The organism is Chamaesiphon sp. OTE_20_metabat_361, from assembly GCF_031364565.1.
On sequence record NZ_JANLWO010000706.1, the window covers coordinates 1 to 14,666 of the forward strand.

General features: G+C 46.1%; 14 protein-coding genes. 8 read left to right on the forward strand and 6 right to left on the reverse strand.

Annotation, left to right across the window (positions count from 1 at the left end; translation table 11 throughout):
* Window positions 1-201: 201 nt before the first annotated feature.
* The 3 genes from RMO35_RS19860 to RMO35_RS19870 all read right to left on the reverse strand — a co-directional run bounded on the left by RMO35_RS19860 (window position 202) and on the right by RMO35_RS19870 (window position 3,307).
* Window positions 202-1,245, reverse strand: coding sequence for a leucine-rich repeat domain-containing protein (locus RMO35_RS19860; protein ID WP_309743480.1), 1,044 nt, complete (start codon window positions 1,243-1,245; stop codon window positions 202-204).
* Window positions 1,246-1,386: 141 nt separating this feature from the next.
* Entirely contained in the window at window positions 1,387-1,809 is a 423-nt protein-coding gene (locus tag RMO35_RS19865; RefSeq protein ID WP_309743482.1) for a hypothetical protein, read from the reverse strand.
* Window positions 1,810-1,894: 85 nt separating this feature from the next.
* Window positions 1,895-3,307 (reverse strand): AAA-like domain-containing protein, encoded by a 1,413-nt coding sequence (locus RMO35_RS19870; RefSeq protein ID WP_309743484.1) that lies wholly within the window; start codon window positions 3,305-3,307, stop codon window positions 1,895-1,897.
* Window positions 3,308-3,562: 255 nt separating this feature from the next.
* On the opposite strand from RMO35_RS19870, the gene RMO35_RS19875 reads away from it, so the two are divergent.
* Window positions 3,563-7,153 (forward strand): AAA-like domain-containing protein, encoded by a 3,591-nt coding sequence (locus RMO35_RS19875; protein WP_309743486.1) that lies wholly within the window; start codon window positions 3,563-3,565, stop codon window positions 7,151-7,153.
* Between the two features lie 126 nt (window positions 7,154-7,279).
* Here RMO35_RS19875 and RMO35_RS19880 read toward each other — a convergent pair whose 3' ends face one another.
* Window positions 7,280-7,408: a hypothetical protein gene (locus RMO35_RS19880; protein ID WP_309743488.1), complete on the reverse strand. Its 129-nt coding sequence runs from the start codon at window positions 7,406-7,408 to the stop codon at window positions 7,280-7,282.
* Window positions 7,409-7,447: 39 nt separating this feature from the next.
* On the opposite strand from RMO35_RS19880, the gene RMO35_RS19885 reads away from it, so the two are divergent.
* The 6 genes from RMO35_RS19885 (at window position 7,448) to RMO35_RS19910 (ending at window position 12,257) form a co-directional block, all read left to right on the forward strand.
* Window positions 7,448-7,660: a hypothetical protein gene (locus RMO35_RS19885; RefSeq protein WP_309743490.1), complete on the forward strand. Its 213-nt coding sequence runs from the start codon at window positions 7,448-7,450 to the stop codon at window positions 7,658-7,660.
* An 85-nt stretch (window positions 7,661-7,745) separates the two neighbouring features.
* Window positions 7,746-8,132, forward strand: a complete 387-nt coding sequence (gcvH, locus tag RMO35_RS19890; protein ID WP_309743492.1) for a glycine cleavage system protein GcvH — start codon at window positions 7,746-7,748, stop codon at window positions 8,130-8,132.
* Between the two features lie 40 nt (window positions 8,133-8,172).
* On the forward strand, window positions 8,173-8,532 hold the full coding sequence (locus RMO35_RS19895) for a VOC family protein (RefSeq protein WP_309743494.1): 360 nt from the start codon (window positions 8,173-8,175) through the stop codon (window positions 8,530-8,532).
* A 205-nt stretch (window positions 8,533-8,737) separates the two neighbouring features.
* Window positions 8,738-11,653: an aminomethyl-transferring glycine dehydrogenase gene (gene gcvP, locus RMO35_RS19900; protein WP_309743496.1), complete on the forward strand. Its 2,916-nt coding sequence runs from the start codon at window positions 8,738-8,740 to the stop codon at window positions 11,651-11,653.
* Between the two features lie 114 nt (window positions 11,654-11,767).
* On the forward strand, window positions 11,768-12,040 hold the full coding sequence (locus RMO35_RS19905) for a BrnT family toxin (RefSeq protein ID WP_309743498.1): 273 nt from the start codon (window positions 11,768-11,770) through the stop codon (window positions 12,038-12,040).
* Complete coding sequence (locus tag RMO35_RS19910) at window positions 12,027-12,257, forward strand: hypothetical protein (protein ID WP_309743500.1); 231 nt, start codon at window positions 12,027-12,029, stop codon at window positions 12,255-12,257. Before RMO35_RS19905 ends, RMO35_RS19910 begins: the two co-directional genes overlap by 14 nt.
* A gap of 38 nt (window positions 12,258-12,295) precedes the next feature.
* On the opposite strand, the gene RMO35_RS19915 is transcribed toward RMO35_RS19910, so the two are convergent.
* Complete coding sequence (locus tag RMO35_RS19915; protein ID WP_309743502.1) at window positions 12,296-12,493, reverse strand: DUF6887 family protein; 198 nt, start codon at window positions 12,491-12,493, stop codon at window positions 12,296-12,298.
* A gap of 203 nt (window positions 12,494-12,696) precedes the next feature.
* Here RMO35_RS19915 and RMO35_RS19920 point away from each other — a divergent pair, with 203 nt between their 5' ends.
* The gene (locus RMO35_RS19920) at window positions 12,697-13,341 is read left to right on the forward strand and encodes a nitroreductase family protein (RefSeq protein ID WP_309743504.1); all 645 of its coding nucleotides are present in this window, start codon (window positions 12,697-12,699) and stop codon (window positions 13,339-13,341) included.
* Window positions 13,342-13,431: 90 nt separating this feature from the next.
* Here RMO35_RS19920 and RMO35_RS19925 read toward each other — a convergent pair whose 3' ends face one another.
* Window positions 13,432-14,199 carry a carbohydrate ABC transporter permease gene (locus RMO35_RS19925; protein ID WP_309743506.1) on the reverse strand — a complete coding sequence of 256 codons (768 nt, stop codon included), beginning with the start codon at window positions 14,197-14,199 and terminating at the stop codon, window positions 13,432-13,434.
* Between the last annotated feature and the right edge of the window lie 467 nt (window positions 14,200-14,666).

Sequence of the window (14,666 nt, forward strand, 5' to 3'; positions counted from 1 at the left end):
CAGGTGGGATTGATATAGAAAGGGATACCAAACAACGAACCAACTCGGATACCATTCATTCCAACGACCTCTAAATCTGAGTCTACGAGCGATTCTTTGCTCGCTTTTCTCTATTGTAACTAAATATTAAGCAGTCTCTCATTATTGGGGCGGTGTAATATCCGCATCTAGGGGTTCGGTTGCTGGAGTTGGCTTAGAGACTCAAGTTTGCACTGCAAATTCATCGGGATGGATGCCCTGATTGACCCAGACGATCGCGGCTTCGGCACTGATTATCGTCGGTGGTACGCGTAAAATATGAATGTGGGTGGTAGAGGGACAAACCATTTTGAGCAGTACCATCGGTTCGCGCTCGAATGACTGAAACCGTCGGGTTTTGAGTAGAGTATATTGTCGCCAAGTATCTTGGACGATCGCCCCAAAGTGGTTGTAGATTTGGAGATAACCGATCCGATCGATTAAGATCCGGCGGAGTTCGCTCCGATTTTCAGTGAGTAACCACTGCGGGTTTAACCGATCGAGGTCGCACCAATACCGACGCGGTAAACTCACACCCCCGCAGCGGACGATTTGCAATTTTGGTAAGTTTTGGAGTATCGATAGATCTGTTATTTCATTACCATTAATTTGAATTTCAGTGAGATTAATTAGTTCGCCAATACTTTCAGGAAGATGAGTAAGTTTATTCCCAGTGAGATTCAATCTAACTAAATTAGTTAGATTGCCAATAGCTGTAGGTAGGTTGGTTAATTGATTATCGCTCAGATTGAGTTCGGTTAAATTTACTAACTTAGTAATGCGATCTGGCAAGCTGGATAATTGATTGCGATCGAGATGCAGGCAGGTTAGCTTCGAGAGGTTGCCGATGCTCTCAGGCAAGGTCGTGAGGTGATTGTCTCGCAAGCTGAGACTAGTTAGCTTTGAAAGGTTGCCAATGCTAGCTGGCAGCGCGGTTAACCGATTTGAGCCGATATACAGCCATTGTAAATTAGTTAGATTGCCGAGACTAGCTGGCAGGTTAGTTAATTGATTATTGCTTAACGATAAACTAGTTAAATTAACGAGATTGCCAATCCAGCTAGGGATACTAATTAACTGATTATTAAGTAAAGATAGCTCGATTAGTTTTTGGCGATCGCTAATACTTTCTGGGAGTGTTTTGAGGTTGCAAAACCGCAGATCTAAGATCGGTTGCGAGTTGAGATTAGTAAATTCAATTTCTGGTTTTGATGTTATTAATTTCATATTTGTCGATAGTAATTGGATAAAAATCGACATAGGCAGAAGAATCGACGAGTATTCCCCCTAAATATCTTTCTGGGTAGAGTCTCCAAAAATATGCAGCTTGGGCAGATTTATCCTCAACCCGCGCTCGATTTGCAGGCTTTATGGAGCGATATTGTGTGCCTTTAACCAAGCTACTGCCAATTCGTACCCTTCTTGATTTTCTTGGACTTGGAAGAGGAGCATAGCTGCTTTGATGCAGGCAATCCCATCGTCAGTCTCCCCTAAAAGGCTGCCAGCAAGTAGAAAAGCGACTGCGTTGGTGTTGTCGGTTTTAACGGCTTGGTAGTAATATTCTAGAGCTTGATTCGGATTGCCTTGTTTCTGGGCATCCAGCCCCATTTTGACGTAGCCCATCGATCTCTGACTATTGGTAGCCAGTTGTCTCGGTTGATGGCGGACAGCAGGTGCCGATGTGTTGCTGCGAATTGTCAGGGCGTCAGGTGCTAGCTCGGCACGAGTGCTAGTAGCGGTAACGAAGAGGAGGGAGGCGAGAGTAAGCGAGGAGATAATGTATCTGAACATGACGGTGCGGTGTGAGGGCTGATATGTATGATTAAACACCGCGCGCCGCTGAATTCCGTAAAGAGTTGTTTTTGCTACTATTTAGTTATGATTTAGTTGCATTTGTAGCGAGGTTGCTAAAATATTGGCGATACAACTCGCATCTGGGTACGACGAATTCACCATCAAATTTCACTAGTCCCAATCCTTCAAGTCTGCCTTTTAGGCGAGGGGATAAGATCGCGCCTTCAGTAGAGCTAAGCACATTTGCCAGTGCTGCGAGTAAGTCTGGGTAACTATTGAGGGTAGTTTCGAGACGGGCGAGGTGACGTTGATAAAAGATGCCCTGACGGCTGCTGGCAGTATCGATGAGCGTATTCAAATCGATGCGATCGCGAGCTACTTCAAACATGGCTAGTCTGACTAAAAAGGGATGTCCGCCAATGATGCTCATCAGTCGATCGCAATCTTTCTGCGTCCAGTTTAGCTGATGTTTGGCGGCGAGTAACTCGATGCGATCGCGGGTAAACTCACTAACTTCGATACTAATGCCGACATTAAATGGCGATTGGTTAATATCGAGCGGGATATATACTTCCGCTGCATGGGAGATAATCAGTCGCAGTTTAGCCAGAATTTCGGTATGTTTGCCCGCTTCATGGAGACTGCGTAATAGGCTAAAGAAGTTGGTGTAAAGATGGGGAAAATCAAATAGCCGATCGATCGCATCTAAGCCTATCGTCAGCGGGACTCCCAAATCGGGCAGTAAATAACTCTCAAAATATTCCTGAGTACCGAGAGTCCCACCCACCATCATCGTGAGACTGCCATAGTCTTCTTGCTGAAACTTGTGTTGAGCTTTGAGTGACACACTGGCACAAAACCAGTACAAGAATCGATCGGCGTCGCTCATCGCCACTTCTGGTGCATGTTCTAGGCTCAGATATACGGTTCGATCGCCTTGACGTTCGGCTTGATGCAGCAATCGCATCATCATCGAAGTTTTCCCCATCTGGCGCGGTGCTTTGAGTCGGATCAGTGCGTGGGGTTTAGAAATTTCCGCTCGGCAATAAGCTTCTTGCGGCAATCGCTCGATGTAGAAGCTAGAATTGAGCGGCACAGAGCCTTCTGGAGTTTCGATCGCTACACTTGTCACTGGAATGTCAGTTAGCGAAGAAGGTACCCCTAGAGATTGTTCCGCTCCCCCCGTCTCCCTGTCCCCCAGTTCCCTCGTCTCCCCATCTCCCCGTCCCCCCGTCTCCACTTCGGCTCCGCTCAGTGCAAGCCCATCTCCTCCCTGCGGCTTTTGAACTAGAGCACGCCAGTCTTCGATCCCCAATTTTTCGCAGATATCTTGAAACTTCCGGCGATCGATCGGTTTGCCATTGAGAAAATTGCTAATCGTCGAAGAGACGACTTGAGCCTCATCAGCTAAGTCCTTCTGACAAAAAAAGTTATTGTGAAAGATCGTTTGCACCTTCCCCATCACATCTGCCCGAAGTCTGACTGAGCGTGGCATCGGTCTCTCCTAAATGTTTAATATACCAACCAACTTTCAATTTAGGATCGAACATATCTGACGATCGATCGCCAGTTGAGGAAATGTACCACACTGAATGTTATGGATTAATTTTAGTCAGATCGGACTCGGAAGTCAATCGTAACTCGATGCTAACTAAATCACAACTCGATATTTAGCGGTCTTAACTCCGATCTGGCTGTGGTTTGATAGAGTTAGATAACTAGAGATCTCCACGTAGCTCGATTGATAAACATGGTAGAGAATGAACCCTATGAATATAGAGTTGGGGGAAGTTTACCGGAATATGCGCCTAGCTACGTCATCAGACAAGCCGATCGCGATTTTTATGCTGGTTTAAAAGCTGGCGATTTTTGCTATGTCTTCAATTCGCGCCAGATGGGTAAAACAAGCTTACTGGTACGGACGCTGCATCGCCTCCGCAGTGAAGGGGTAGCTTGTACGACGATCGATGTGTCGGGACGGGGGAGTGGGAATATCCAGCCCGAACAATGGTATGCCGGGATTGCCTACACGTTAATTAAAGATTTTAAGCTAGCCAATCCGCTCCAGTTTATGAAAAGTTGGTGGTTGGAGCGCGAGTTTCTTTCGCCATCTCAACGATTGGCTGAGTTAATTGAAACGGTGTTGTTGCCCGAAACAACGGTGCCGATTACCATTTTTATCGATGAGATCGATAGCACGTTAAGTCTGGATTTCTCTACCGATGATTTTTTTGCACTGATTAGAAGTTGCTACGATCGACGCTCGATAAATCCCGACTACAATCGCTTGACTTTTGCACTTATTGGGGTAGCAACACCCTCCAACTTAATTAATGATAAAAGACGTACGCCGTTTAATATCGGTCGGGCGATCGAGTTAAGTGGCTTTACGATCGCCGAAGCTACACCGCTGGCTGTTGGCTTGCGCGATCTCGCTGACGATCCGCAAGCCGTGTTAGCTCAAATTTTACACTGGACGGGCGGACAACCTTTTTTGACGCAAAAGTTGTGCTACCTCTTAGTTAAGCAAAATAAATTCATCCACCGGGGCGATCCAAAAACGGCAATCGATCGACTTGTCACCGCCGAACTTATTACCGATTGGGAAAGTAAAGATAATCCTACTCATTTCAAAACTATTGCGACGCGATTGACTGCTAATGAAATGCGATCGGGTAGTTTGCTCGGATTATATCAACAGGCTTTAGATCGTCGGGGAATTACCAGCGGCGATCGCACCGAAGAACAGGAGCTACAACTATCTGGTATCGTGATTAAAGTTGGCGATCGATTGCAGGTAAGTAATGCTATTTACGCGACGATCTTCGATCCCGAATGGGTAGACAAGCAATTAGCAAATCTCCGTCCTTATGGTGCCGCTTTAGCCGAGTGGCTCGAATCAAATAAACAAGATAAATCTCGATTATTGCGAGGTAAAGCACTAGCAGAAGCCCTAATTTGGTCTACAGGCAAAAGCTTGAGTAATTTAGACGATCGATTTCTCAGTGCTTGTCGCGAACAGCGCAGCCATGAAGCCAATCAAGAAATCCTCCAACAACGAATCAAACAACTCTGGTTGATATCCGGAATTGCGATTCTCTGGGCGCTATGTGCTTTATTCTTAGGTGCTGAAGCTCGCCGAGAGAAAGAAAATGCTCAAGTTGCGACAATTACCGCTAAAAATGCTCTCAATCAGGCATTAATTAAGTCAGATACATCTAAAAATACGCTCGAAACTTTGGTCGGTACATTAGAAGCTACTCAATTATTTCAAGCTCAAAAACAGTTATTAAGCAAGGCAGCATTGCAGCAGTTACAGTTAGATATCAAAACCAATCTTCAGTACGCTATTCATGGTACGCTCGAACGCAATCGCCTCAAGCATAACAATACAGTTACAGGAGTTAGTTATAGTCCGAATGGGAAGTTTATTGCTTCGGTTAGTAAAGACAATACTCTAAAAATCTGGCAACCAAATGGGCTATTACTACGCTCTGTTCCCCATCCTCATGCCTTAATGGATCTGGCGATCGATCGAGACAGTCAAAAGATCGTGACTGTTGGCGACAATCCTCAAGTGAGAGTCTGGAATCCGCAAGGACAAAAATTAACTCCTAGCTTGGAGCGACGTAATAGCAGCGATAAATTTATTCGAGTTGCCATCACTCCAGACTCTCAATATATCGCTGCGGCAACTAATACCGATTCTCAAGATGCTGAAGTAATTATCTGGAAAATTAGCAGCGGTAAAATAGTTAAAATCTTGAAGTTTCCAGACGATCTAGCCAACCCTAGCGATCGCACTCATAGTTTTCGCGATCTCAAATTTAGCACTGATGGTAGATATCTTGCCGCAGCTAGTACCGATACAACGATTAAAGTTTGGGACTGGCAAACCAATCTCAGTCCTAAAATTTTGAGAGGTCATCAAGATTGGGTATATTCAATTTCCTTTAGTCGCGATGGTAAATGGCTAGTTTCTAGCGGCGGTGGTAGCGATAAAAGTTTGAAAGTTTGGAAAATTGTGGGCGATAAGTTTCAACTCAAGAAAACTGTCAATCTCGCTCATAATGATGCCTTTTTCATAACCTTCAATCCTAATAATCGCCAACTAGCGACAGTTGGATCTGGAGACAGTACGCTCAAGCTATGGGATTTCGATCGGATTCTCGCCAGTCCAACTGTTACTCTAACTATGAACGAATTGGGCAATATTTTACTTACCACGATTGTTGTCGCTCAATCGGCATATAAAGGGCTTGATTATAGTCCTGATGGTAGTCGGATTGCCCTTGCTGCTGCTAATTATCAAGTAACGCTCTGGGAGCCAGATCCTGCTCTCGAACGCAATACTAGTGCCAGTCAGTTCGCAGTCCAGAAAGTAATCTATAGTCCTAGTGGCAAATATCTAGCGACCACAGGTTCGGATAAAACAATTAAAATTTGGCAAGCCAATGGCACGCTTATCAAAACTATTAACGCTCACAAAGATTGGATTTATGGCTTGAGTTTTAGTCCCGATGAAACTTCGATCGCTTCAGCTAGTGAAGATAATACTATCAAAATTTGGAACTGGGCAGATGGGAGTTTGGTACGGACATTAAAGCATGATAACTTTGCCTATGATGTTAGCTATAGTCCCGATGCCCGGTACTTAGCTTCTGTCGGGGACGATGGTAAACTGAAGATTTGGAATGTTAAAGATGGTAAACTATTGAAAGAGTTTTCGATCCTCAATAACGATCATTGGACGTGGAAAGTGACCTTTAGTCCGGACGGTCGTTATCTAGCAGTAATTACTAGCGCTGGGGTAGAACTGCATCGCACTACCGATTTTAAAACTGTACGGATTTTAAACGATCGCGGTCAAAAACCGAAAACTTTGCGTCAAATCAATTTTAGTCCCGATGGTCGAACGATCGCCGCTGCGGGTATCGATGGTATGGTCAGATTATGGGATGTTGATGACGGTAAATTATTGAATGCTTATCAAGGACATCGGGAATCGATCGTCGACATTCAATTTAGTCATAATTCTCAAGAAATTGCCACCGCTGGCGATGATGGTACCATCAAGTTTTGGAGTCGCAATGGCGAGTTACGTCGCACGCTTGAAGGTTTTAATGGCTTGAGTTTAGCGTTTAGCCCCGATAGCAAAACATTCATCGCTGTCAATAGAAATGGCGTGATGAGGTTTTGGAACTTAACTAAGTTGGAACGGGCATATCTGAGCCTAGAGGATTCATATACTCAAGGTTGTCAGCAGTTACAAGAGTATCAAGCCCATTATGCCGCCGCAAGCGACCTCAAGACATCGCTCGCAACGATCTGTAAACCTTAACGATTTTTACTCACGCTCGTTCCCGCGAGCCTCTTCTGAGGAACTTAACCTAGAATTGTCTCAGTACACGGATCTGTAGGTTGGGTTGCGGATGCAAACCTGTGAAGCACAAATATGACTCAATCATCAGACACCAACTAGCGATTTACCATCCGGTTTAATCGATGCTTTACTCGCATCGCCAGTAGATTCAGTACGGGTAGTTGGCGTCCAACTATTCGGACAATTAGCAGACGATATCTCGCTCGCGCGCATTGAATTAATTCTCACTTAGTCACCCACGCACTGCCAGAAATGCGATCGGCAATTCGATCGAGTATTCAGCGTCTTGCTACCGCCCACCCACCATTTAAGACAGAATTAATCGATCGATTGATTCCGCTATTACTAGCCCCAGAACAGCCGAATGACTATTGTCTTGGGTGCTTTGAGTGCTTATACCCAAGCCGGACGCGCGACTTCATCCAATTATGCTCTGATTTGCACATTGATATCGATCGTCGCTGATAAATCTCTACTTTCGGAACGAAAGGTTACGCCGAAGAGCCATAAATCGCTATGCTAGAGCATAAAGTCGATCGGAGTACGCACAATGAGCTTAGAATATCCCGATAATTTACGCTACACAGATACCCATGAGTATGTAGATCTCAGCGGAGACATCGCCAAAATCGGCGTGAGTGCCTTTGCAGTAGATCAGTTAGGCGATATTGTCTTTGTCGAATTGCCCGAAGTAGGCGACACGATTGCCAAGGGTAGTGCATTTGGATCGATCGAGTCTGTCAAAGCAGTCGAAGATCTCAAAGCCCCAATTAGTGGCAAAGTAATTAAGCGTAACGATAAGGCCATCGAAGCACCAGAAATCATTAGCACCGATCCTTATACGGATGGCTGGCTGCTCGAAATTGCAGTAGCAGATGCTACCGAAGTTGCTGGGATCTATTCCGCTGCGGAATATCGATCGAAAGTCGAGGGTTAATTATCGTAATTTTGAAATAAAATAGATCGCACAATTTCTGATGCTAGACCACATTTCCATTTATATTACCGACCTCGATCGATCGACTGCCTTTTACGATAACGTCCTCGGAGCATTAGGCATTCAACGTTCTTTTGCAATCCCCGGAATTGCGGCTTACGGGCAAATGTTTTTTTGGTTGTATGCTGGCAAAGCAGATACGGTAGTTCCCGAACGCCAACACTTAGCTTTTAAAGCGATCGATCGTGCGAGTGTCGATGCTTTTTATCAAGCCGCCTTGGCACATAATGGCAAAGATAATGGTGCGCCAGGAATTCGGAGCAACTATCATCCTAATTATTATGCTGCCTACGTCATCGATCCTGACGGCTATAAGCTAGAAGCAGTTTGTCATCAGTAGACATTTCACCGACGAGCTATCTACCAAAATTTAGCTATTTTTCCCATGAATTCAGGAGAGCCAATCTCGATGAATTGCTGATACCCAAACTCACCTAGATCTATTACAGTTGATAAATGTATAGAATTATTGACGATCTGTAATTGACGCGATCGTTGTGCAGGTGGATCGATACCCAACCGTCTATTCCCAATTCCCAATCGACATGACTCAATCTCCAACTCGATTTACTCAGGCGAAAAACGTTCATCCTGCCATCAATGTGAGGACAAATGCTGAGTTTATTCAGCGACATATTGGGCCACAACCCGCAGATATCGATAAGATGTTGGGGATACTCGGTGTATCCAGTTTGGATGAGCTAATCGATCGCACAGTTCCCGCCGCCATTAAATCTCAGCAACCATTAGCAATTGAGACAGTTTCGAGCGAATATATTGTCTTAAATAAGCTCAAACAAATTGCTGCTAAAAATCAAATCTTTCGCTCGTATATCGGGATGGGTTATGCCAATTGCATTACCCCGACAGTCATTCAACGCAATATCTTAGAAAACCCCGGTTGGTACACTCAATATACGCCCTACCAACCAGAAATTTCGCAGGGTAGACTCGAAGCTCTACTCAATTATCAGACCGCAATCATGGATCTGACGGGGATGGCGATCGCGAATGCCTCGCTCCTCGATGAAGGCACGGCAGCAGCCGAAGCCATGAGCATGAGTTATGGCATTCAGAAGACCAAATTCAATACATTCTGGGTGTCTGAAGCTTGCCATCCGCAAACGATCGACGTCATTAAAACCCGTGCTATTCCATTAGGAATTGAAGTCGTAGTTGGCGACCACAAAAACATCGATTTCAGCCAAGAAATATTTGGGATGTTATTGCAATATCCTGCTACCGATGGGGCTGTTTATGATTATGCAGAAGTAATCGATCGGGCGCACACAGCAGGGGCAATAGTGACCGTCGCCGCCGATCTTCTCAGCCTCACCTTACTAAAACCACCAGGAGAATTCGGCGCAGATATCGTCGTCGGAAATACGCAACGTTTCGGGATACCATTAGGTTATGGTGGTCCTCATGCTGCCTATTTTGCGACCAAAGATGCCTATAAGCGGCAAATCCCCGGTCGATTGGTCGGCGTGTCCAAAGATAAACGGGGTAAAGTTGCCCTGCGGTTATCGCTCCAAACCCGCGAACAACATATCCGCCGCGATAAAGCCACCAGTAATATTTGTACCGCCCAAGTGCTGCTGGCAATTATGGCAGGCATGTATGCGGTTTATCATGGCGCAGATGGGTTAAGGTCGATCGCCACCCGCATTCACAATCTCACTACTACCCTCGCTACTGGCTTGACTAAATTAGGTTACTCGATCGGCGATGCACCCTATTTCGACACCCTTCAAGTAAAGGTAACTGGTAACGCTGCGGAAATTTTAGAACGAGCAAAATCTCAACAAATTAACTTGAGATCGATCGATGCTAATAATATGGGGATCTCCCTTGACGAAACCACCACACCAGCCGATGCGATCGACCTATGGCGAATCTTTGCTGGCGATAAAGCACTCGACTTCACCTACTCCGAAATCGAAACTAGTAGCTCCACATCCAGCATCCAAACATCGACATTAGCCCGCACCTCCGAGTACCTTACTCACCCAGTTTTTAAAAATTATCACTCTGAAACCGAGCTACTGCGTTACATCACCCGCTTGCAATCCAAAGATCTATCCCTCACCCACGGGATGATTCCGCTTGGTTCCTGCACGATGAAGCTGAATTCCACCTCCGAGATGGTACCCGTCACCTGGGCAGAATTCGGGCAAATTCACCCCTTCGCACCCGTCGAACAAGCCCAAGGGTATCAAGTGTTATTTAACGACCTCGAACGCTGGTTGGCGGAAATTACTGGCTTCGACGCGATCTCCCTCCAACCAAATGCGGGTTCCCAAGGCGAATACGCTGGATTACTCGTCATCCGCGAATACCATCAACAACGCGGCGATATCGATCGCAATATTTGTCTCATCCCCCAATCCGCCCACGGTACCAACCCCGCCAGCGCAGTTATGGCAGGGATGCAGGTAGTCCCGATCGCGTGTGATGACGATGGTAATATCGACGTAGAAGACCTCCGCGCCAAAGCCACCAAACATGCGGACAAATTAGCCGCCCTCATGGTGACATATCCCTCCACCCACGGCGTATTTGAAGAAGCGATCGTCGAGATTTGTTCGATCGTCCACGAATACGGCGGACAAGTCTATATGGATGGAGCCAACCTCAACGCCCAAGTAGGTTTATGTCGTCCCGGCGACTTCGGCGCAGATGTCTGTCATCTCAACCTCCACAAAACCTTCTGCATCCCCCACGGTGGCGGCGGCCCCGGCATGGGGCCGATCGGCGTGATGGCACATCTAGCCCCCTATCTCCCCACCCACAAAGTCATCCCAATGGGCGGCAAACAAGGCATCGGCGCAGTCTCCGCCGCCCCCTGGAGTAGCGCGAGCATTTTACCGATTTCCTGGGTCTACATCGCCCTCATGGGTGGAGCGGGTCTGAAACTAGCCACCGAAGTTGCCATCCTCAGTGCCAACTACATCGCCAAACGACTCGAAAATCACTATGCCGTCCTCTACAAAGGCAGCAACGGCTTCGTTGCCCACGAGTGCATCCTCGACCTCCGCGAGTTCAAAAAGACCGCCGAAATCGAAGTCGATGACATCGCCAAACGCCTAATCGACTATGGTTTCCATCCCCCAACTGTATCTTGGCCAGTCGCTGGAACAGTCATGGTCGAACCCACCGAAAGCGAATCATTAGTGGAACTCGACAGGTTCTGCGATGCAATGATCGCCATCCGTGAAGAAATCCGCGAAATCGAAATCGGTAATGTGGATAAGCAAAACAACGCCCTGAAAAATGCGCCACACACGATCGTCGATCTAGTTGATGCGAATTGGGATCGTCCCTACAGTCGGGAGCAAGCGGTGTTCCCTGTGCCTGGGTTGCAGGATTATAAGTTCTGGCCAGCAGTAGGGCGGATCGATCAAGCTTATGGCGACAGGAATTTAGTCTGTTCTTGCCTGCCGATGGATGCCTATAGCTAAGAATAGTCGCATGTTTCCCTCCGTTCGCGTTGGCGAAGCCTACCGTAGGTACAGCGTCTGCCTGCGCAGAGGAGGGCATTTGCGCGTAGAGATTTATTAGTTCATCATTAGGGTATGAGATTTGATTGGGATGAAAATAAAGCGGTAAGCAACCTATCGAAACATGGAGTCTCATTTGAGGAAGCAAAAACAGTCTTTGACGATCCACTCTACGTTGATTTTTACGATCCAGCACGTTCTGATGAGGAAGATCGTTATCTGATTGTGGGGGAGTCGAGTCAAAGACGTTTGTTAATAGCCTCCTATACAGAAAGAGGAAACTTAATTCGCCTAATTAGTGCCAGAGAAGTAACCCGTACTGAGAGGAAAGTTTATGAAGAAGGATGATTTAGAATTAGAAGATGACCTGTTGCCAGAATATGACTTGAAGAGTTTAAGAGTTAGAAAACTAGGATCTGGACGAAAAAGTTTCGGTGAAGTAGTTCGATTGGAGCCAGATGTAGCTGAGATGTTCCCGACTGCTGATGCAGTGAATGAAGCATTGCGATTGTTAATTGAGATCGCTCAGCGTCAGCCAAGTATCTCTACACCAAAAACTAAATAAGGCTTAGCAAAAAAGTAGGGTGGGCAGTGCCCACCGCTTTAATCATTGAGCTTACTCTGTTTAAAAGCTTGAATTAGATCGACGATCTTTTCGGTGTCTTCTGGTTGATACCATTGAGGATTGGGATTGGCATAAATACGATCGGCTAGAGCTTCAAAAGCTGCTGTATCTTCTCTATGCTTTAGGACATAAGCACGTAATTCCGCTTTCGTCATCACATTAAAGTCAGGTTTCATAGTTCAAATCTCCACTTCCCATTCGGGAAAATTACTATTTCTATCTCTTCGCCTACCATTTACTGCGATCGCGTTGGCTGCGGGACGAAGGATCGATCGATTATTATAGGATCGAGCATAATTCCTACTTCCAATCTCATCAAGGCTCGATCGGGGATTGACTACCCGCTAAGATGTAACCTGTACCTCCAACTTCAGACCTTATGCCATTAGATGTCCCAACCGCAATTTTACAACGCCGATCGATCAAAAGTTTCAAACCCGACCCGATCGCGCCCGAACTCTTGCGCCAACTGATCGAACTGACTGTAGCAGCTCCGAGTAGCTACAACATCCAGGATTGGCGGATTATTATCGTCGCCGATCCCGACCAAAAAGCGGCTTTAGGCGCAGCTTGTTTCAATCAACCCCAAATCGTTCAAGCACCGATTAATTTGGTGTTTGCTGCCGATATTAAGGCTGGCGAGAAAGATATTACGCCGATTATTCAACAAGGCATCCAGACAGGTGCTTGGAGTGAAGGTACTGCTGCTTATTTCCAGAAGGCGGTGCCGGAATTTGCTGCGGCAATTGGTGACAAGGCTAGGGAGTATGCGATTAAGGATGCGATGATTGCCGCCACTCATGCGACGCTGGCGGCTGAGAGTCTGGGTTTATCAACCTGCATGATGAACGGCTGGAGCGAAGCAAAAGTCAAAGCTGTTATCGGTGCCGAAAACGATCCAGATTTGGCAATCGCGCTAGTATTACCAGTCGGTTATGCTGCCGAACCCCGTAAAGATCCCGGTCGGATGCCGTTTGAATATAATGTATCACTCGATCGGATCGATCGACCTTATCAGGGTTAAAAGATTTTTAAAAACCCCGACTTCTGCCGAGAAGTCGGGGCTTTTAACGTAACCACTATTCACTATCCACTATTCACTATCCACTATTCCCTATCCCTTCACCCCACTACTAGTAGCAGTCGGTACGATATACCGCTGGACAAACATAAACAAGACTAATACAGGCGCGATCGAAATTATCGCACCCGCCGCTACTAATCGCCAATTCAATCCAAAGGCACCAGCGGCTAACTTGGCGACTCCCAGCGGGAGCGTGTAATAAGCATCATCTTGTAGGATGATTAATGGCCATAGAAAATCACTCCAGGCACCGATAAAGACAAAAATTGCCAGCGTGACGAGTGAAGGACGAATCGCAGGTAACATCACACTCCACCAAATCCCAATCTCCCAGCACCCATCCATTCGCGCCGCTTCTTCGAGTTCTTTGGGGACGGATTGGAAGGCTTGGCGGAGTAAAAAGATCCCAAAAGCGGAAGCTAGATTAGGTAAAATCACGCCCAAATAAGTATTCACTAAACCCAAGTTAACGGCGATAATATATAGCGGAATCATCACGATCTGAAAAGGAATCATAATCGTCGAAACTACGATCGTGAAAATCAGCTCTTTGCCTTTAAATTCTAGTCTGGCTAAGGGATAAGCAGCTAAGGCACTAAAAATCACATTGATAATCACGCTGGCGATCGCCACCACACTACTATTGAATAAATAGTGTCCGAAATCATTACTTTGCCAGACACTAATAATATGCTCGAAAGTCGGATGAATGGGAAATAATTGGGGTGGCGATTGAAAAATATTTTCATCTGCTGATTTGAGCGCCGTACTCAATAACCACAGCAACGGAAATAACATCAAACACGCGATCGCACTCAAGCCGCCATAGATCTTAACTAGTTTCAGCGTTGGCGATTGCCAAATAGTTGCGGAGCGGGAGCGCAGTGAGGTAGATGGTGACATAGTGCAAGCCAGATGAACCACTGCCGATCTTACGGCGATCTGCGGCGTTTCGATCGTAAATACAGCAAATATGCGATCGAAAAAGGGTACGCTAGAGTAACGGTATTTTAAAAGTTGTAAATTTTAGTTACGACTTGCCACTAATCTTGACAAGGTATATCATTGAGATAATGAGTATTTATACCTATACATCGGATATCGTCATTGTCTAGCAGTGCAGTATCCTCTTCGATCCTCATCGCCTATCTATGATCTCTGAATTTCCTTGGCTCACTGCGATTATTGCGTTCCCACTCATAGCTGCCTTAGCTATTCCCGTATTACCCGATACCGACGGTAAAAATGTGCGGCTGTACGCACTG